Here is a 17,524-nt window from a genome sequence, read left to right as displayed (position 1 = left end):
TCCGTCGAGCAGCATCTTACCACTCCTTCCGATAATCATGATTGGATTTCACCATCTCTTTCAAGATCACTGGACCGCCCTCCGGTTCACTGGTCTTGCGGCCAATCTGCGAACCGACGGAAATCTCTTTGCCGGCAGCGAGATCTTCGAGAATGCGCGTCATGATGTCATAATCGAGATCTTCATAATTATCGTCGTTTATCTGAACCATGGGCGCGTTGGAGCAATTGCCCATACATTCCACTTCGGTGAGCGTGAACAATCCATCGGGTGTGGTTTTGCCTTTGGCCATGCCCTTGTTTTTGCAGGCGGCCATGACATCGTCGCTGCCACGCAACATGCACGGGGTTGTCCCGCAAACCTGAACATGGAAACGGCCTACCGGCGCGAGATTATACATGGTGTAGAAAGTCGCGACTTCATAGGCCCGCATATAGGGCATGTCCAAATAGGCGGCGACATATTCAATCACCGGAACCGGCAGCCAACCTTGGGTTTTCGTGTCCACGCCGACTTGCCGCTGCGCCAGATCGAGCAGCGCCATAACCGCCGATTTCTGCCGGCCTTCGGGATATTTGGCGATTTGCCATTTGGCGAGTTTTTCATTTGCTGGCGTAAATTTGAAATCGCCCCATTTGGCGCGCACTTCAATCTCATCCGGTATATTCGCAGCTTCAGCCATCACTATCACTTTTGTTTCGCGTATCAAAACGCGCTTCCCCGATTTCGTCCCAATGCTTGGAAAAATATATGTTCAGCCAGAAACCCGCAGCGATCAGGCCCACGGTCATGGTCAGTAAAATAATATTCCAAACCAGATTTTCCGGTTGCCACAATTCCCATGCCAGCATGATCGCAATGATCACAAAAACCGTTGCACCACCACCGAGCCGCCATCTTTTTGATGTATCAGGCGCATTAGCCATGGCGCAATTTCCGTTCAACAAAACGCCCGCAATATAATCCGATCACAGCGGCAAAAGCGGTCGACACCACTTCTTTCACGCTCACATCATTGTGGAATGCGGCGAGATACCCAGCAACGGCAGATGCAAAAAGGATGCTAGCGCCGATCAATATGATAATCTCGCGACCAATCACCGGTCACACTCCCCGAAGACAATATCCATCGCGCCCAAAATGGCAGTGGCATCAGCAAGCATATGGCCTTTGGACATGAAATCCATCGCCTGCAAATGCGAAAATGCGGTCGGACGGATTTTGCAGCGATAAGGTTTATTGCTGCCATCACTGACCAGATAGACGCCAAACTCTCCTTTCGGGCTCTCGGTTGCGACATAAACTTCACCAGCCGGCACATGAAAGCCTTCTGTGTACAGCTTAAAGTGATGGATCAACGCTTCCATCGACTGCTTCATCTCGCCGCGCTTGGGCGGAACAACTTTACGGTCGGTGCTCGCCACTGGCCCGTCAGGCATTTCATTGAGACATTGCCGCATGATCCGTGCGGACTGGCGCACTTCTTCCACCCGCACCATGAAACGGTCGTAGCAATCCCCGCGCGTACCAACCGGTACATCAAAATCCATCCGGTCATAAACATCATAGGGCTGAGACTTGCGCAAATCCCAAGCTATGCCGCTGCCGCGGATCATCGGGCCGGAAAAACCCCAGCGCACAGCATCTTCTTTGGACACGGTAGCAATATCGACATTGCGCTGTTTGAAAATGCGATTGTCGATGACCAAGCTCATCGCATCTTCGAAAAATTTCGGAAACTCATCCAGCCAATCCGCCATATCGGTCAGCAGTTTCAGCGGCACATCCTGATGGACGCCGCCCGGCCGGAACCAGGCGCTATGCATGCGCGCACCACTTGCTCGCTCGAAAAAGGCCAAACATTGTTCGCGAATTTCAAACACCCAGATATTGGGTGTCATTGCGCCGACATCCATGACATGGGCGCCAATATTGAGCATATGATTACAAATGCGCGTCAATTCCGCGAATAAAACCCGCAAATACTGTCCCCGTAAGGGGACTTCGAGATCGAGCAGCTTTTCAATTGCAAGCACATAGCTGTGCTCCATGGCAAGCGGTGAGCAATAGTCCAGGCGATCAAAATAGGGCAAAGCCTGCAAATAGGTTTTATGCTCGATCAACTTTTCCGTGCCGCGATGCAATAACCCGACATGAGGGTCCAACCGCTCCACAATTTCGCCATCCAACTCCATGACCAAACGCAAAACGCCATGCGCCGCCGGATGCTGTGGTCCGAAATTGATCGTATAATTTTGGATTTCCAGATCACCAACCGTCGGGTCAGCTTCATCTGCAATATGATCCATTTCGTCGAGATAATCAGCCATTAGGACTTGGCCCCCTTATCATCACCCGCGTCGGTCTTTTCATCCCCAGGAAGGATATAATCTGCCCCTTCCCATGGCGACATAAAGTCAAAGCTGCGGAAATCTTGCGCCAATTTTACAGGCTCATAGACAACCCGTTTGGCTTCTTCGGAATAGCGCATTTCGACATAGCCGGTCAGCGGGAAGTCCTTGCGGAAGGGATGCCCCTGAAAACCATAGTCGGTTAAGATCCGGCGTAAGTCGGTATTGCCTTCAAACAACACTCCATAAAGATCGAACACTTCTCGTTCGAGCCAGCCAGCAACTTCCCAAATATGGGTTACTGTTGGAACCGGCATATCTTCATTGGTGGTCACCTTGACCCGGATACGATGATTTTTGGTCAAACTGAGCAGATGATAACAAACCTCAAAACGCTCCGGACGATCCGGATAATCGACACCGGCTATTTCCACCAATTGCTGATAATCGTGCTTGTCGCGCAATTTGGCCATCACCGCGGGCAATTTCTTGCGGTCCACGGTCAAACTAATCTCACCATGCGCTTCGACCGTTTCCAAAACGGCCGCGCCCAAGGCTTTGTTCAGCGCATCAGCAACGCCGTCGTTGCTCGCTATTTTAGGGGCCCCGTTCGCCATATCAGCGCTCTAACGTCCCGATGCGCCGTATTTTCCGCTGCAATTGCATGACACCATATAGCAGAGCCTCGGCGGTAGGCGGACATCCCGGGACATAAATATCTACCGGAACAATCCGATCACAGCCGCGGACAACCGAATAGCTATAGTGATAATAACCACCACCATTGGCACAGCTGCCCATGGAGATTACATATTTAGGTTCGGACATCTGATCATAGACCTTGCGCAAAGCGGGGGCCATTTTGTTACATAATGTCCCAGCAACGATCATCACATCAGACTGGCGCGGGCTTGCTCGCGGTGCCGCACCAAAACGCTCCATATCATAGCGCGGCATGTTCACATGGATCATTTCCACAGCGCAACAAGCCAATCCAAAAGTCATCCACCAGAGCGAACCGGTGCGCGCCCATTGGAATAGCTCTTCGGTGGATGTGACAAGAAATCCCTTGTCATTCACTTCCGAATTCAAATCTTTGAAAAACGTCTCGTCCGGCGGCGTGTTCGACGCCATTGGCGTCCCATCCGCGTTCAAGATTGCATTACTGGTGGTTTCTACTCCCAATCGAGCGCTCCCATTTTCCATTCGTAAATAAATCCGACGGTCAAGATGAATAGAAAGACCATCATAGCGGACCAGCCAGCCCAACCAATTTGTCCGAGCGATACCGCCCAGGGAAACAGAAATGCTGCTTCGAGATCAAAAATGATAAATAAGATAGCGACCAGATAGAAGCGCACGTCAAACTGGCTTCGTGAATCTTCAAAAGCAGGAAAACCGCACTCATATTCTGATAGCTTTTCAGCATCGGGCTGGTGCGTACCGGTTAATCGAGAAACGCCCATGGGCAGAAAAACAAAAAGAGCAGAAAGGCCCAGTGCTACAGCAAGAAACAGCAATATCGGCGCATATTCGGTTAGATCGACCACAAAAGACTCGTTTCGCTAAATTTCAGGGCCGCTTTTAGGGATAGGCATCCCATGCTGCAAGGGCCAAATAGACCGAAATGGCGGCATAGCTCCCGCTTTTCTAATTCAAAGCAACGACCGGGCGAGGATTTTGTGCAACTTACTGTGCAGCGCTTCATTCGCCGCCAGTATTTCTCTTTGCCCGATCGGTTGATCGCCGCCAGTATAATCACTGACAAATCCGCCTGCTTCACGCACCATCAAAATGCCCGCAGCCACATCCCAAACCTGTAAATCGGCTTCCCAGAAACCATCAAACCGTCCGGCTGCCAGCCAAGCCAAATCGAGCGATGCCGCACCGTTGCGGCGGATGCCCGCCACTTCCGGCGCAATCGAACCAAATATACGAGACCATTCTGCCAAATCGCCATGGCCTTTAAAGGGAATACCCGTGGCAATGACCGCTTCCGATAGATCTCTGCGTGCCGACACGCGCAATCGTTTTTCGCCCAGATAAGCCCCTTTGTCCATTTCCGCCCACCAGGTTTGATCCGACACCGGTTCATAAATTAGACCGCTGGTTATTTTTCCCCAGCCTTGGCCATCATAGGCGCGCTCTTGAACAGCGATAGAAATGGCGAAATGCGGAATGCCGTGCAGAAAATTTGTCGTGCCATCGAGGGGATCGACAATCCAGCGCGGCTTGCCTTCTTCGCCTTCAATCATCCCGCCTTCTTCTAAAACAAATCCCCAACCAGGCCGCACCTTCATCAATTCGTCATATAAAGTGCGTTCCGAACGCATATCAGCCTTGGACACAAAATCCGCCGGCCCTTTTTTCGAAACTTGCAAATGTTCAACTTCACCAAAGTCACGGCGCAAACGCGATCCCGCTTTGCGCGCGGCGCGTTCCATAACGGTGATCAATGCGGAATGTGCAGGCATATCTCAGGCTTTCACTATCTAGGGGAGCATAGTTATCGTTTAGCGGTGGCTGTGTCGAACCACTTATCATCAATATTAGCCAGCGCCCTCCGATGAAGGCGAGCGTGACAGAATGACTTAACTCACTTTGCCGACATATTCCCGGGCATAGACATCAACGATGATTTTCGTACCTGCGGAGATAAATGGCGGCACCATGACGCGCACCCCATTATCAAGCACTGCAGGCTTGTAACTGGATGATGCGGTTTGTCCTTTGACGACCGCATCGGCTTCTACAATTTCAGCTTCAATTTGGTCCGGCAACTGCACAGAAATGGGCTTTTCTTCATAAAGCTCGAGCTGCACATCCATGCCATCTTGCAAAAATTCAACCGCTTCACCGAGCAAATCGGAAGGCAAAGTAATTTGCTCATAATTTTCTTTGTCCATGAACGTCAACATGTCGTCGTCAGCAAATAAATATTGGAAAGTCTTGGTATCCAGACGAACTTTCTCAACCGTATCAGCGCTGCGAAAACGAACATTGGTTTTCCGGCCATCGACCAAGTTTTTCATCTCAACTTGCATATAAGCGCCGCCTTTACCCGGTTGCGTATGTTGAATTTTCGCAACCTTCCATAGGCCATTTTCATAATCCAAAATATTGCCGGGACGGATATCTACGCCGCTGATTTTCATGGAATGTCTCGCTTTCGGAAATCTTGTGTTGCGGCCCTCTATAACGATGAACAGATATAGGCAAGCACAGCGAGAGTGTCGAATGGCTATTTCATACAATACAATAGACGTAGCGGATTTTACCCAATAGCCAATGGAAGATAATTTCGATCCGGCGACTCCGGAAGAAACCATGGCCCCTGCCGCCGGTCTGTTCCGCTCAAACTTTGCGGATGACCGGTTCCGCCTGTCGTCTCCGCATGGGTTTCTCAGCACAATCGAAACCATGCCGCATTTTGGGATACCTTCTCCCGATAGCTTCACAAAAAATTTCCTGGCCGGCCGCAAAGGCTTGTTCATTATCGAGCCCTGAACAAAGGCAACCTGTCTTTTTCATCCAATACCGTCTGCTGACAGCAATGTAACTTAACCGCATGACTGAACAAGATCTGCCCGAAACCATCACATCATGCACTGACGATGTCACCGACAACCCGGTTTGCGCTGGACTTTTTGGCTATTCCTTGAACGAAGCCAATATGCGTCCATTCTTGCCGCTACCCGAATATGTTCGTGATTTGGAACAAATTCCAAATTTTGCACCGCCATCAGTCGAGCGATTTTTGGCGCAATATGTGCGGTCGCAAATCGGCGTTACGAAAAGCTCATCCTGATCAACTTGCGTTTGATAATATGTCGGTAAATTGTCGGACTGTTTTTGCGGGTCCGTCCGGCGTTTTCCAAACCGAACCACTGACCGCCAGAAAATCGGCGCCCGCAGCGATCAGCGGTTGGCAATTATCCGGTGTAATGCCTCCGATCGCGACACTGGGTATCTCCATCATGGTTGACCACCATTGCAGGATATCAACGCCGGGCTGGTAGATAGTTTCTTTCGTCTCGGTTGGGAAAAAGGCTCCAAAAGCCACATAGTTGGCACCGCCCTCACCCGCCTCCATCGCGAGATGGCGGCTATCATGGCAGGTTATTCCAATTTGCACTTTATCGCCCAAGAGGGCCCGGGCTTCTTTCAAACCCGCATCGCTTTGCCCCAAATGCAGGCCATCGGCTTCTATCCGCTGCGCAAGCGCAACATCGTCATTCACCACAAAGGCAACATCGTGCGTATCGCAAATGGCTTTGAGCGGTTCGGCCAAACGCGCGGCGGTGTCTGGATCGATATCCTTGACGCGAAATTGAAAGGCCGCAACCGGCCCCGCCTCGAAAGCCGACTGCAATTTTTCCGGAAAATCACCACCCGTGTCTAGTGGTGAAATCAGATAAAGTTGGCAAGACGGTGGTGTCATAATCTCAGCCTCTTAGAAGCCATGCCTGCATTCATACAGGAATAGCTGACTTCCTACCCTTTGACTGTAGATGCTTGGTGAATCTGGTCGATGGCTTCGCCGAGGGATGCATCAAATTCTGCATCCGTCATCGGGTGCCGCAAATCTTGCAAGAGGGCCCGCGAAAAACTCGCAATCATGCCGCGGTTTTTGGCAAGCTCACTGCAGGCCTCATCCCGAGAAAAACCGCCAGAAAGAGCAACGACACGGGCCACGCGTGGATGATCCACCAAAGATGTATAGAGATTAGCTTCCGCCGGGATTGACAATTTCAACATCACTTTACGATCCGCAGGCAGTGCATCCAGTTGATTGGTAATTTCTTGAAGCAAAATCGCATCACATTGCGCACGTTCTGCGCTTTTAATATTCACTTCGGGTTCGATCATCGGCATCAGCCCGTGATCCAAAATCTCTCCAGCCACATCAAATTGTTGCTTCACAATGGCGGCTATACCGGAAGGGGATGCCAAATTGATAACAGAGCGCATTTTGGTTCCGAACACGCCTTTTGCCTTGGCCCGTTCCAACAGAGCGCTCAGTTCAGGCATGGGTTTCATCATCTGAACACCGTCAGCTTCGTCTTCCAAACCTTTGTCCACTTTCAAAAACGGCACGACACCGCGTTCCCAAAGCAAGCTTGGTACCGCTTTGCCATCCGCTTCGCCGTCCATGGTTTTCTCAAACAATATGGCGCCGATAACTTTGCCGCTGCCAAAGCTTGGTGCGGTGACGATCCGGCTGCGCATGCCGTGAATCAAGGCGAACATCTCATCATCATTGGCATAAGCATTTTCTTCAACGCCGTAGCCCCGCAATGCCTTGGGTGTAGATCCGCCGCTCTGGTCCAGTGCGGCAATGAAGCCGCCGCCATTTTCGATCGTGTCCATCATTTTGGGATCATGCATGAAATTCGTCCTTATTGGTTAGGTTGTTTGGCCAGAATATTGATATCTCGCCATAAAATGCGCTCATTGGGCACCATAGTCCCATATAAGTCTTTATTTTCGGTTCCATCCGGCTCGCCGCCAAGCTTTGTGTAGAGCTTGCGGGCGCGATCATTGCCGACCACAACGTGAAGCCACATGGATTGACGCCCATTTTGCTGAGCAATATTGGCGGCTGCCGTGAGCAGTTTTCGGCCGGTACCCTGCGATTGGCAAGCGCTGCGGACATGCAGATTGTCGACATAGACACTGTCATTATCCCAGGCGGCCACAAAGCCTTGAATGGCATGGTCTTCGGCTACCAGGACAATATCTTGCGCGCCAATGACCGCTTTACTCCAATGGTCTGCCATGAGGCCGGGTATTTTTTCATCCAACAGCGCGGGGGACAGCACATTGCGGTAATTTTCCTGCCAGCTGCGCGCATGAATCTCGGCAATTATCGGCCTGTCCATATCTTGTGCAGGCCGGATAATCATTGCTGCAGCGCCTTTACGCCCGGCAGATCCTTGCCTTCCATCCATTCCAGAAACGCCCCGCCCGCAGTCGATACAAAACTGAAGTCATCGGCCACACCGGCATGATTGAGCGCCGCCACCGTATCTCCGCCGCCAGCAACAGACAACAAAGAGCCTTCTTTGGTCAAGGCCGCCGCCGTTTGCGCTAGCGCAACAGTGGCCCGATCAAATGGCGGCGTTTCAAAGGCGCCCATCGGGCCGTTCCACACCAACGTCTTGCAGGTTTTGAGCACATCGGACAGCGCTTCCACAGCGGCTGGCCCAACATCGAGGATCATTTCATCCGCTGCCACTTCATGGACATTGACCGTCCGGGTTGGCGGATTGGCAGCAAATTCCTTCGATACGACCACATCATAAGGCAGATGAACCGTGCAATCAGCCTGATCGGCGGCCTCTAATATGGCATTTGCCGTATCGGTCAAATCATGTTCGCACAGGGATTTTCCGACATCGACACCGCGCGCCGCCAAAAATGTATTGGCCATACCGCCGCCAATGATCAAATGATCCACTTTCTCAACCATTTGCCGCAGAACATCGAGTTTACTGGACACTTTGGCGCCGCCGACCACGGCCACGACCGGATGATCCGGATTGCCCAGCGCCTTATCCAGCGCGCTCAATTCCCTTTCCATCGACCGACCGGCATAAGCAGGCAGATGCGCAGCCAACCCCGCGGTAGTAACATGGGCCCGATGCGCGGCGGAAAAAGCATCATTAACGAAAAATGTAGCGAAAGACGCCAGCGCTTTGGCCATGCCGGGATCATTTTGTTCTTCCCCCGGCGCAAAACGGCTATTTTCAACGACGCTGATGCTACCATTAGGTAATTTTGCGATCGCATCCGGATCCGGTCTTTGCAGAAAAGCAACGTCCCGGCCCAATATATCAGCCAAGGGCGCCACCACAGGTTCAAGCGAATATTGCATATCCACCTGCCCCTTTGGCCGCCCAAAATGCGCTAGCAGCAGTAACTTCGCGCCGCGGTCAGCCAATTCGGTAACCGTGGGAATCACCGCTTTCAGCCGCGTATCATCCGTCACCTTGCCATCAGCCATAGGCACATTGAGATCCACCCGGACAAAACCAGCTTGACCGGTTACATCACCAATATCATCCAGTGTTTTAAAATTGTTACCAGACATTGCTCAGAACCTTTCTGTCTAGAGCAAGCCCGCCATAACACCTGCTGTATCGATCATCCGATTGGAGAAGCCCCATTCATTATCATACCAGCTGACAACGCGTACCAATTTCCCATCCATTACGGATGTTTCGAGGCTGTCGACGGAAGAACTGGCGGGTTGATGATTGAAATCGCTCGAGACAAGCGGCTTGTCTTCAAACACCAAAACACCCTTCATAGCGCCATCTGCTGCGGCTTTCAGCGCATTGTTAATCTCTTCCGCGGTCGTTTCCCGATTGGGGGTAAAGACCAAGTCGACCAAGCTCACATTAGGCGTCGGGACGCGCACGGAAGAACCGTCCAGCTTGCCGTTCAGCTCAGGCAAGACCAATCCCACCGCGCGAGCAGCACCGGTTGTGGTGGGAATCATATTGACCGCCCCTGCCCGGGCACGGCGCATATCACTATGCATTTGATCGAGCATCCGCTGATCGTTGGTATAGCTGTGAATAGTGGTCATGAAGCCGCGCTCAATACCCACGGCATCATTCAGAACCTTTGCAACGGGAGCCAAGCAGTTTGTCGTACAAGATGCATTAGAAACAATAACATCCGTTGACGTCAAAACGTCATGATTAACGCCATAGACCACAGTTTGATCGACATTTTTGGCCGGTGCGGAGATTAAAACCCGTTTGGCGCCGGCATCGATATGCGGCTGCGATGCTTCTTTGGATTGAAAGAAACCGGTACATTCTAAAACAATCTCAACACCCATTTCAGCATGAGGCAAATTGCCTGGATCGCGTTCTGATGTCACAGCAATTTTCTTGCCATTGACCGAAATACTATTGCCATCGGCCGTAACTTCGCCCGGAAAGCGTCCATGGACACTATCATAGCCGAAAAGCAGCGCATTGGCGTTGGCATCCGCTAGATCGTTAATCGCAACCAGTTCCAAACCACAATCTGGGCGCTCCAATATGGCGCGGGCGACGAGACGGCCGATGCGACCAAATCCGTTAATTGCTACTTTTGTCATGATGTTGCTCCTTTGAAAGTGGATTTTGGCTGTTTTTAGCCCAATTTTTCTAATATTTGCGGGGTAATTGCTTCTGCAGTGAGACCAAAATGCGCGAACAGGTCATTAATCGGGGCCGATGCGCCAAAACTATCTATGCCAAAGCGCAGACCATTCAAGCCCGTATACCGTTCCCAACCAAAAGTTGTGCCGGCCTCGATCGAAACCCGCACCATATCGTCACCGCCCAACAGGTCCGATTTATAGCTATCGGTCTGGGCGTCAAATAATTCGGTACAGGGCATGGATATAACAACCGCTCCAACACCAGCGGCTTCCAATTGCGCCGCAACCGCCATGGCCAGCGACACTTCAGAACCGGTGGCGATCAAAACAACCTTTTGCGCATTTTCTGGCGCTTTAATTGAATAAGCACCTTTTTCACAAAGGTTTACGCTGACGTCATGGCGGATTGGCGGTAGCCCCTGACGCGTTAATGCTAGCGTAGACGGCCCTTCAGACCGTTGAATTGCTAGGGCCCAACATTCGGCCGTCTCTACCGCATCCGCGGGCCGGAATACATGCATATTGGGCATAGCACGCAAGCTTTGAACATGTTCAATCGGTTGGTGGGTAGGACCGTCTTCGCCGAGCCCGATACTGTCATGGGTCATGACATAGATGGCACGGCTATTTTGTATGGCGGAAAGACGCATGGCTCCCCGGCAATAGTCAGTAAACACCAGAAATGTCCCACCATAAGGGATAATACCGCCATGAAGAGCCATGCCGTTCATCGCCGCGGCCATCCCAAATTCGCGAATGCCATAATAAATATAGCGCCCGGAATAATCGTCTTTCGTCAAAGGCTTAGTGGAATCCGTCTTGGTATTGTTCGAACCTGTCAAATCCGCGCTTCCGCCGACCATTTCCGGTAATGCCGCGGTAAGCGCGCCTAGAGCCATTTCCGATGCTTTACGGGTCGCCACTTTCGGGGGATCTTGAACCAGGCCTTCCAGATAATCCTGCATCATATTTTGATCAGGGAGCGCCCCGGACATGCGCCTCTCAAACTCTTCAGAAAGACTATGAGCTTTAAGCCGTGCTTCCCATTCCGCCCGTTTTGCCGCTCCCTTTGCACCAATTTGGCGCCATGACGCCAATATATCCTCTTGAATTTCAAAGGGTTTATCATTCCAACCCAATTGTTCCCGGGTGGCTGCAATTTCGTCTTCTCCGAGGGGTGCACCATGAGTTGCGGACGTGCCCTGTTTGTTTGGAGCGCCATATCCGATCACTGTTTTACACGCTACCAATGATGGCCGCGGGTCAGCCTCGGCTTCAGACAAGGCGCGGCGTATGTCATCGAAATCATGGCCATCACAACGCGCTACATGCCATCCCGACGCCTCGTAACGGGCCGGAATATCTTCACTGGTCGACAATTCTGTGCCGCCATCAATGGTTATTCCATTGTCGTCCCACAGGACATTAAGCCGCCCAAGCCCCAAATGGCCTGCTAATCCCACGGCTTCATGATTGATCGCTTCCATCAGACAGCCATCTCCAGCAATGACCCATGTCTTGTGATCCACCAAATCATCGCCAAAATGGGCGTTTAAGTGTCGTTCAGCGATAGCCATGCCGACCGCCATGGCAAATCCTTGCCCCAAAGGTCCTGTGGTTGCTTCCACGCCTGCGAGCTTGAAATTCTCAGGATGACCCGCACATGGGGACGATAATTGCCTGAAATCCTTAATATCTGCCATAGTTGGTCGGTCATAGCCGGTAAGATGCAATAGCGAATAGATCAGCATCGAGCCATGACCTGCAGATAGAACAAATCGGTCGCGATCCGCCCATTTCGGGGCTTTAGGGTCATAATTCAGAAAATCGCTGAATAATATCGTCGCGACATCGGCCATACCCATGGGCATCCCAGGATGACCGCTATTTGCGGCTTGCACGGCGTCCATGGACAATGCGCGAATGGCGTTGGCCATATTTTTTTCAGAAATGGTCATAATATTTTCGGATCCCCCAAAGTGATCAAATTATGACAACGGTGGACTGAGAAAATCTACCGATTCGCCATTTTGAGACATCCTTTGCTGACCTGCGCTCATATCGTCAAGGCCGCGCTTCACCGATCTCGGGTTTACGCACGGCTCCGAGATTGTTACCAATGAAACACAATAACTTATATGTCGGAACCAAGTCATGGAAAATGAACGAGTGATCCTCGCGATAGGCCGAATAGAGCGCGCCCTCAGTCGGATAGAATCATCCCAGATATCTGCGCCTCACCCGCAAGCCGATCCTGCGCTGGAACAACGGCATGCAGCGCTAAAAGAAGAAATGAAGCAAGCCATCCTGACCATTGACGGGCTGATTGCCCGGCAGGAGAGTTGATATGGCACAGGTAAAGCTCGAAATTGGCGGCCGTTCATTCATGGTCACCTGTCAGGACGGCGAAGAAGATCATCTTGGTAAATTGGGTGCAATGGTCGACGCAAAAGCCTCAGAAGCGGGGGATCCTGCGGGTTTGACCGAAAGTCGGATGCTGCTTTTCACCTCATTGCTGCTGGCGGATGAACTGCATGCTTCAAAAAATGCCCAACGCAATGAACCCTCGCCGCAGCCTGCCATTCCTCCTGCTGCAAGCCCGCAGAAAACCAACGATGCTGAGGATGAACGTGTCTTGCTGGCGTTGGAAAAACTGGCGGATCGCGCCGAAGCTTTTGCGAACAGTCTTGAGCCAAAGAGCAACAATGCCTAGATAGATTGAGACGGGTACTGCCTGGCACGAGCCTGAAGCGAACATCCCTGAGGCGATATAACAACATAGGGAGCTGTCCCTGCCCGGATTGCGGACTTTTTTGGAAGTCGGGTTCGGTGCATATGGCGCCCACCTGACGTAATTGGCGTCAGAGGATTTTCTAGCAAACGACCTTGGCGGTCCCGTCACCACTTCCAAGAAAGACATATAGTTGAATAACTTAGTTGAAGATAAGAAGAAACTACGTGAAGAGTATAAGCGCCGACGCAAAGCTTTTTACGACCAACTGGATCCGGCGACAAAAGGCTTGGCATTCCGTCGTCCGCCTACTCCGCTAGCCCAGCTTATCAATGACAGCGAGACCATCGCGCTATACAGTGCCATGGGTTCAGAGGCGCCGACGGCAAGGCTCGCGGAATATTGCATTGAAATTGGAAAAAATTTATGTTTTCCAGTGGTTATAGGCAGGAAGCCCCTTGAGTTTCGCCTTGTTGATTCGATCAATATATTGCAAGCTGGCTATCAAAATATAGCGGAGCCTGGGACCGACTGTCCAGTGGTTGTTCCGGACCTGATTATCGCGCCTTTGGTGGCTTTTGATCGGTCTCTTAGTCGACTCGGTCAGGGTCAGGGCCATTATGACCGCAGCTTTGAAAATCTCCCGCATGCACGCCGAATTGGCCTGGCGTGGTCGGTGCAGGAAACCGAAAATGTGCCAAACGAGAATCATGACGTCACTCTGGAGATGATTGTCACAGAATCTGAAATAATTCAATCGGTTAACATGACGTCATGACATCAGATCCAGGCGATAAACCACCCTATAATCCGCCTGATGCCCCCAATTGGCGCGCGCCAGTTGGCATGTTGTTAATGTTGATCTTTCTCTTAGTTTGGTCCGGCATTGTCGTCACAATGATCGACTGGATAAGCAACCTCAATTTTTGGCTGCAATTGCCCATCTATGTTTTTGCAGGGATTATATGGATATTTCCGATCAAGCCATTGCTGCTTTGGATAAATACCGGGAAATTCCGTTCCTAGACCGCCATATGCCGTTTTTCAGGCAATGGCGCGAGTGACGAGACTTGAACTCGCGACCTCCGGCGTGACAGGCCGGCGCTCTAACCAACTGAGCTACACCCGCTTATTCACCGGCAAGCTTGCCGGGATATGCAGTGGAGAAGCGCAAGTATAAGAGCGCTGCCTGACTGTCAACAACACTCTTGCAATCCAGCGAAGATTTTTTTGACCCAGGTCCACCGGCCCATGAATTTGAGGCGATTTTCAACATGTCTGACGTCATTTTAACCGATACGGCCTTTGGGATTTTTTTCTCTAATCGATTTTTTGCAACCAAGCGATATTTTACAACATTGTACGCAAGTTACAATTGGTTACAGTTAACAGAGCGTTAAGCAAAAGCCAAAAAACATCCTCATTAATACCTTTAAACCCCTGTTTTCCGGGGAATTTGATGGTGACGTCATGAACATGTTTTTGACGCCATCTTTACGAAATATTTGCCTTTTTCCTGCATATCAGAGCCATGAATTATGCAAGAAAATCAAATTTGACCCGGCCAATTATGGCTCATCGGTCTTTTGCGGTTCGCGGAGCCATGACGGTTGCTGCCATCCTTTCTGCCATGACATTTGCCGCCCCAACGGTACATGCTGCAGGGACGGTTGCGGGAACGGACATACTCAATACTGCGCAAGCTACCTATGATGGTCCAGGCGGAACCGTTACGATCGATTCCAATACGGTGACGATTAAAGTGGACGAATTGCTCGATGTCACCGTCGCCTCCAGCGATCCAGGTGATATTGCTGTCGATAGCGGCGCCTTGCAACAAGTGACCACTTATCAAGTGACCAATACCGGTAACGGCAATGAAGCGTTTGCGCTGACCGCTGATACTGCAAAAGGTGGCGATGATTTCGACACCAGCAACCCAGTTATTTATCTGGATACGGACGATAACGGCATTTTCGATCCCGGTGTGGACACAATTTACACCCCGGGCGCGAATGATCCGGTATTGGCGCCGGATTCCAGCACAACCATCTTTATATTGTCGGACATTCCGGCAACAGCAACAGATGGACAACGCGCGGAAGTAGAATTGCTTGCCGCGGCCGTAACCGGCACCGGTACCCCGGGCACTAGCTTTGCGGGCCAAGGCGATGGCGGCGGTGACGCTGTGGTCGGTTCAACCGGTGCGGATGGTGAAGCGAGCAGCTTTTTCCTTATTCAAGCGGCGCAAGTTGCCTTGGTGAAAAGCGCAACAGTTGTTGATCAATTTGGCGGAAATCAGGCCGTTCCCGGTGCAACCATCACCTATCAACTGGTGGCGACCATTACCGGTACCGGGACTTTGACCAATTTAAACGTGACCGACGATATACCAGCAGACACCACTTATACGGCCCAAAGCATCACGCTTGAGGGTGCCGGCGTCACAGATAGTGACGCGGATGCCGATGCTGGATCCTTTGATGGCAGCGCGATTGCCGTCAGTCTCGGCGATGTACCGGGCGGACAAACCCGGACTATCACCTTCCAAGTAACCATAGATTGAGGAAAAGTTGATGAAAATCAATATCTTAAAGCGTTTGGCTATGCTCGCAGCCCTGGCAATTCCTGGAATGGCCATGGCCGCCAATAATGTGGCATTGACCAGCGACGTTTTTGTTGAACGCAAAGTGGAAAAACCGGACGGCACGACAGCAGTGATGCTCGAGGCGCCGAAAACGGTGGTTCCTGGCGATAATCTCGTCTTTGTCCTCAAATATAAGAATGTCGGCTCGACGCCGGCGACGGATTTCTCGGTCACCAACCCGCTCCCCAAAGCGGTGGCGTTCAAAGGAACGTCTGATGGCTCGGAAATTGTCTCCATTGATGGAGGCAAAAATTGGGGGTCGCTCTCGGCTCTCACCTACACGCGTGAAAATGGAGAGGTCCGCCCTGCCCTGATGAGCGACGTGACGCATATCAAGTGGAAATTTAATCGTTCTCTTTCAGTGGGTTCAGAAGGGAAACTTGTATTTCGCGGCACTGTAAAGTGACCGCAAACCGTATCGGATCGCCGCGGGGGTTTGGCGATCCAAATTGAAGTGAAACAGGAGATCAGTTATGACCAGTAAACTGAAACTACTCGCCACCGCGGGTGGTGTTTCTGCATTAATGTTGGGTGCAAACCCAGCATTTGCTGCAGGTACAACCGCAGGCGATACAATTACCAACAATGTGACCGTAAATTATCAGGTCGGCGGTGTAGACCAGACCGCTGAAACCGATTCAGACACGTTTACGGTTGACCGTAAGCTTGATTTGACGGTTTCGGAAGCAAATGGCGCCGCTCAGTCGGTAACGCCAGGCCAAACCGGCGGCGCTCCGAACCCAGCGTTCCTGACCTATACCGTAACCAACGATTCAAACGACGTTGTCGACTTTGAATTGTCTGCGGCTCAACAAACCACGGGTGCAGCGACACCATTTAGCGGTACCGATGACTTTGATGTCACCGGCCTGCTTATTTTCGTGGAATCCGGCGCAACTCCTGGCTATCAGCCAGCAGAAGATACGGCGACATTTATCGATGAATTGGCAGAAGATGCCAACCAGACCGTATATGTTGTCGGCGATATCCCGCTTGGCCTCGCAACAGGCGACGCAGCAGGTATCACTTTGACCGCAGCCATTAAAGAAGGCGACACCGGCGGTTCGCTTGGTGGTGATTATACGGTCAATGCCGGCGCCAATACCGAAGATGGCACCGTTAACGCGGCCAATATTGACAACGTATTTGTCAATTCTTCTGCATCGGACACCGATAACTTCGTCATTTCCGCTGCTAATGTCAGCGTTGTGAAGTCAAGTTCAGTATTGTGGGATCCCGTAAACGGTAGCTCCAACCCGAAATCCATTCCGGGTGCTGTTATCGAATATTGTATTGCGGTAACCAACGCTACAGGCAGTGCAACGGCGACAAGCGTGAGCATTTCGGATGATATTTCGGCTCTCGATCTGTCTTTCTACGCCACAGCGCCAGCATCAGGCCCAGCCACTATACCGGCTGCCAATGGTGTTCGATCAGCTCTGGCATGTGATGGTACTGGTACCAACGCAGACGCCGGTACGCTGGCCGAAGCAGGCGGCGTGATCACTGGTGATCTTGGCGATGTTGCTGCCGGTGTCACCGAGACTCTGCTCTTCCGGGCAACGGTCGACTAAAATTGAGGAAAGTGGCGGTTTACCGGGCCTCCGGTAAGCCGCCACCTCCCCTTTTTTTGA

Annotated in this window: 23 protein-coding genes, 1 tRNA gene and 1 pseudogene; 9 read left to right on the top strand and 16 right to left on the bottom strand. The window is 51.5% G+C overall.

The features are described from left to right. Window positions 1-16: 16 nt before the first annotated feature. The 9 genes and pseudogenes from nuoE to efp form a co-directional block, all read right to left on the bottom strand. Window positions 17-682 carry an NADH-quinone oxidoreductase subunit NuoE gene (nuoE, locus tag ABJU74_RS03245; RefSeq protein WP_348382685.1) on the bottom strand — a complete coding sequence of 222 codons (666 nt, stop codon included), beginning with the start codon at window positions 680-682 and terminating at the stop codon, window positions 17-19. Beyond that, window positions 675-926, bottom strand: coding sequence for a hypothetical protein (locus ABJU74_RS03240; protein WP_348382684.1), 252 nt, complete (start codon window positions 924-926; stop codon window positions 675-677). Before ABJU74_RS03240 ends, nuoE begins: the two co-directional genes overlap by 8 nt. Further along, window positions 919-1,101: a hypothetical protein gene (locus ABJU74_RS03235; protein ID WP_348382683.1), complete on the bottom strand. Its 183-nt coding sequence runs from the start codon at window positions 1,099-1,101 to the stop codon at window positions 919-921. The genes ABJU74_RS03240 and ABJU74_RS03235 overlap by 8 nt, the downstream gene beginning before the upstream one ends. After that, window positions 1,098-2,330, bottom strand: coding sequence for an NADH-quinone oxidoreductase subunit D (locus tag ABJU74_RS03230; protein WP_348382682.1), 1,233 nt, complete (start codon window positions 2,328-2,330; stop codon window positions 1,098-1,100). Before ABJU74_RS03230 ends, ABJU74_RS03235 begins: the two co-directional genes overlap by 4 nt. A gap of 35 nt (window positions 2,331-2,365) precedes the next feature. After that, window positions 2,366-2,968, bottom strand: a pseudogene (locus ABJU74_RS03225) (NADH-quinone oxidoreductase subunit C); the annotation flags it as partial. Window position 2,969: 1 nt separating this feature from the next. Further along, a complete protein-coding gene (locus ABJU74_RS03220) occupies window positions 2,970-3,485 on the bottom strand; it encodes an NADH-quinone oxidoreductase subunit B family protein (protein ID WP_348382830.1) in 516 nt (171 codons plus the stop codon). 41 nt (window positions 3,486-3,526) lie between these two features. After that, complete coding sequence (locus tag ABJU74_RS03215; protein ID WP_348382681.1) at window positions 3,527-3,901, bottom strand: NADH-quinone oxidoreductase subunit A; 375 nt, start codon at window positions 3,899-3,901, stop codon at window positions 3,527-3,529. 105 nt (window positions 3,902-4,006) lie between these two features. Next, window positions 4,007-4,825 carry an inositol monophosphatase family protein gene (locus ABJU74_RS03210; protein ID WP_348382680.1) on the bottom strand — a complete coding sequence of 273 codons (819 nt, stop codon included), beginning with the start codon at window positions 4,823-4,825 and terminating at the stop codon, window positions 4,007-4,009. A 117-nt stretch (window positions 4,826-4,942) separates the two neighbouring features. Further along, window positions 4,943-5,506 (bottom strand): elongation factor P, encoded by a 564-nt coding sequence (gene efp / locus ABJU74_RS03205; RefSeq protein ID WP_348382679.1) that lies wholly within the window; start codon window positions 5,504-5,506, stop codon window positions 4,943-4,945. 133 nt (window positions 5,507-5,639) lie between these two features. On the opposite strand from efp, the gene ABJU74_RS03200 reads away from it, so the two are divergent. Next, the gene (locus ABJU74_RS03200) at window positions 5,640-5,858 is read left to right on the top strand and encodes a hypothetical protein (protein ID WP_348382678.1); all 219 of its coding nucleotides are present in this window, start codon (window positions 5,640-5,642) and stop codon (window positions 5,856-5,858) included. 61 nt (window positions 5,859-5,919) lie between these two features. Beyond that, window positions 5,920-6,159, top strand: coding sequence for a hypothetical protein (locus ABJU74_RS03195; RefSeq protein ID WP_348382677.1), 240 nt, complete (start codon window positions 5,920-5,922; stop codon window positions 6,157-6,159). On the opposite strand, the gene thiE is transcribed toward ABJU74_RS03195, so the two are convergent. Genes thiE through tkt form a run of 6 tightly spaced genes read right to left on the bottom strand, consistent with a single transcriptional unit; the run spans window position 6,160 to window position 12,470 of the window. Further along, window positions 6,160-6,792, bottom strand: a complete 633-nt coding sequence (gene thiE, locus ABJU74_RS03190; protein ID WP_348382676.1) for a thiamine phosphate synthase — start codon at window positions 6,790-6,792, stop codon at window positions 6,160-6,162. A gap of 53 nt (window positions 6,793-6,845) precedes the next feature. After that, window positions 6,846-7,739, bottom strand: a complete 894-nt coding sequence (locus ABJU74_RS03185) for a fructose bisphosphate aldolase (RefSeq protein ID WP_348382675.1) — start codon at window positions 7,737-7,739, stop codon at window positions 6,846-6,848. A gap of 11 nt (window positions 7,740-7,750) precedes the next feature. Further along, window positions 7,751-8,257 carry an N-acetyltransferase gene (locus tag ABJU74_RS03180; protein WP_348382674.1) on the bottom strand — a complete coding sequence of 169 codons (507 nt, stop codon included), beginning with the start codon at window positions 8,255-8,257 and terminating at the stop codon, window positions 7,751-7,753. Further along, window positions 8,254-9,444, bottom strand: coding sequence for a phosphoglycerate kinase (locus ABJU74_RS03175; protein ID WP_348382673.1), 1,191 nt, complete (start codon window positions 9,442-9,444; stop codon window positions 8,254-8,256). Before ABJU74_RS03175 ends, ABJU74_RS03180 begins: the two co-directional genes overlap by 4 nt. Window positions 9,445-9,462: 18 nt before the next feature. Next, window positions 9,463-10,470 (bottom strand): type I glyceraldehyde-3-phosphate dehydrogenase, encoded by a 1,008-nt coding sequence (gap, locus tag ABJU74_RS03170; RefSeq protein ID WP_348382829.1) that lies wholly within the window; start codon window positions 10,468-10,470, stop codon window positions 9,463-9,465. Between the two features lie 32 nt (window positions 10,471-10,502). Continuing rightward, complete coding sequence (gene tkt / locus ABJU74_RS03165; RefSeq protein ID WP_348382672.1) at window positions 10,503-12,470, bottom strand: transketolase; 1,968 nt, start codon at window positions 12,468-12,470, stop codon at window positions 10,503-10,505. A gap of 196 nt (window positions 12,471-12,666) precedes the next feature. Here tkt and ABJU74_RS03160 point away from each other — a divergent pair, with 196 nt between their 5' ends. The 4 genes from ABJU74_RS03160 (at window position 12,667) to ABJU74_RS03145 (ending at window position 14,269) form a co-directional block, all read left to right on the top strand. Further along, window positions 12,667-12,858, top strand: coding sequence for a hypothetical protein (locus ABJU74_RS03160; protein WP_348382671.1), 192 nt, complete (start codon window positions 12,667-12,669; stop codon window positions 12,856-12,858). A gap of 1 nt (window position 12,859) precedes the next feature. Next, complete coding sequence (locus tag ABJU74_RS03155) at window positions 12,860-13,225, top strand: cell division protein ZapA (RefSeq protein WP_348382670.1); 366 nt, start codon at window positions 12,860-12,862, stop codon at window positions 13,223-13,225. A 211-nt stretch (window positions 13,226-13,436) separates the two neighbouring features. After that, on the top strand, window positions 13,437-14,021 hold the full coding sequence (locus ABJU74_RS03150; protein WP_348382669.1) for a 5-formyltetrahydrofolate cyclo-ligase: 585 nt from the start codon (window positions 13,437-13,439) through the stop codon (window positions 14,019-14,021). Beyond that, entirely contained in the window at window positions 14,018-14,269 is a 252-nt protein-coding gene (locus ABJU74_RS03145) for a DUF2842 domain-containing protein (RefSeq protein WP_348382668.1), read from the top strand. Before ABJU74_RS03150 ends, ABJU74_RS03145 begins: the two co-directional genes overlap by 4 nt. 26 nt (window positions 14,270-14,295) lie before the next feature. Here ABJU74_RS03145 and ABJU74_RS03140 read toward each other — a convergent pair. After that, window positions 14,296-14,372 (bottom strand) — tRNA-Asp (locus ABJU74_RS03140). Window positions 14,373-14,798: 426 nt separating this feature from the next. Between ABJU74_RS03140 and ABJU74_RS03135 the strand changes: the two genes are divergently transcribed. The 3 genes from ABJU74_RS03135 to ABJU74_RS03125 all read left to right on the top strand — a co-directional run bounded on the left by ABJU74_RS03135 (window position 14,799) and on the right by ABJU74_RS03125 (window position 17,464). Continuing rightward, window positions 14,799-15,809, top strand: a complete 1,011-nt coding sequence (locus tag ABJU74_RS03135; RefSeq protein WP_348382667.1) for a hypothetical protein — start codon at window positions 14,799-14,801, stop codon at window positions 15,807-15,809. A 10-nt stretch (window positions 15,810-15,819) separates the two neighbouring features. Next, the gene (locus ABJU74_RS03130) at window positions 15,820-16,296 is read left to right on the top strand and encodes a hypothetical protein (RefSeq protein WP_348382666.1); all 477 of its coding nucleotides are present in this window, start codon (window positions 15,820-15,822) and stop codon (window positions 16,294-16,296) included. A 67-nt stretch (window positions 16,297-16,363) separates the two neighbouring features. Then, window positions 16,364-17,464 carry a hypothetical protein gene (locus tag ABJU74_RS03125; RefSeq protein ID WP_348382665.1) on the top strand — a complete coding sequence of 367 codons (1,101 nt, stop codon included), beginning with the start codon at window positions 16,364-16,366 and terminating at the stop codon, window positions 17,462-17,464. The last annotated feature ends 60 nt before the right edge of the window (window positions 17,465-17,524 follow it).

Origin of the sequence: Parasphingorhabdus sp. (assembly GCF_039982415.1) — a bacterium.
In the GTDB taxonomy this organism is placed as follows: Bacteria; Pseudomonadota; Alphaproteobacteria; order Sphingomonadales; family Sphingomonadaceae; genus Parasphingorhabdus.
The sequence above is the reverse complement of the archived record's forward strand: the minus strand, read 5'-3'. Positions and strand labels throughout refer to the sequence as shown.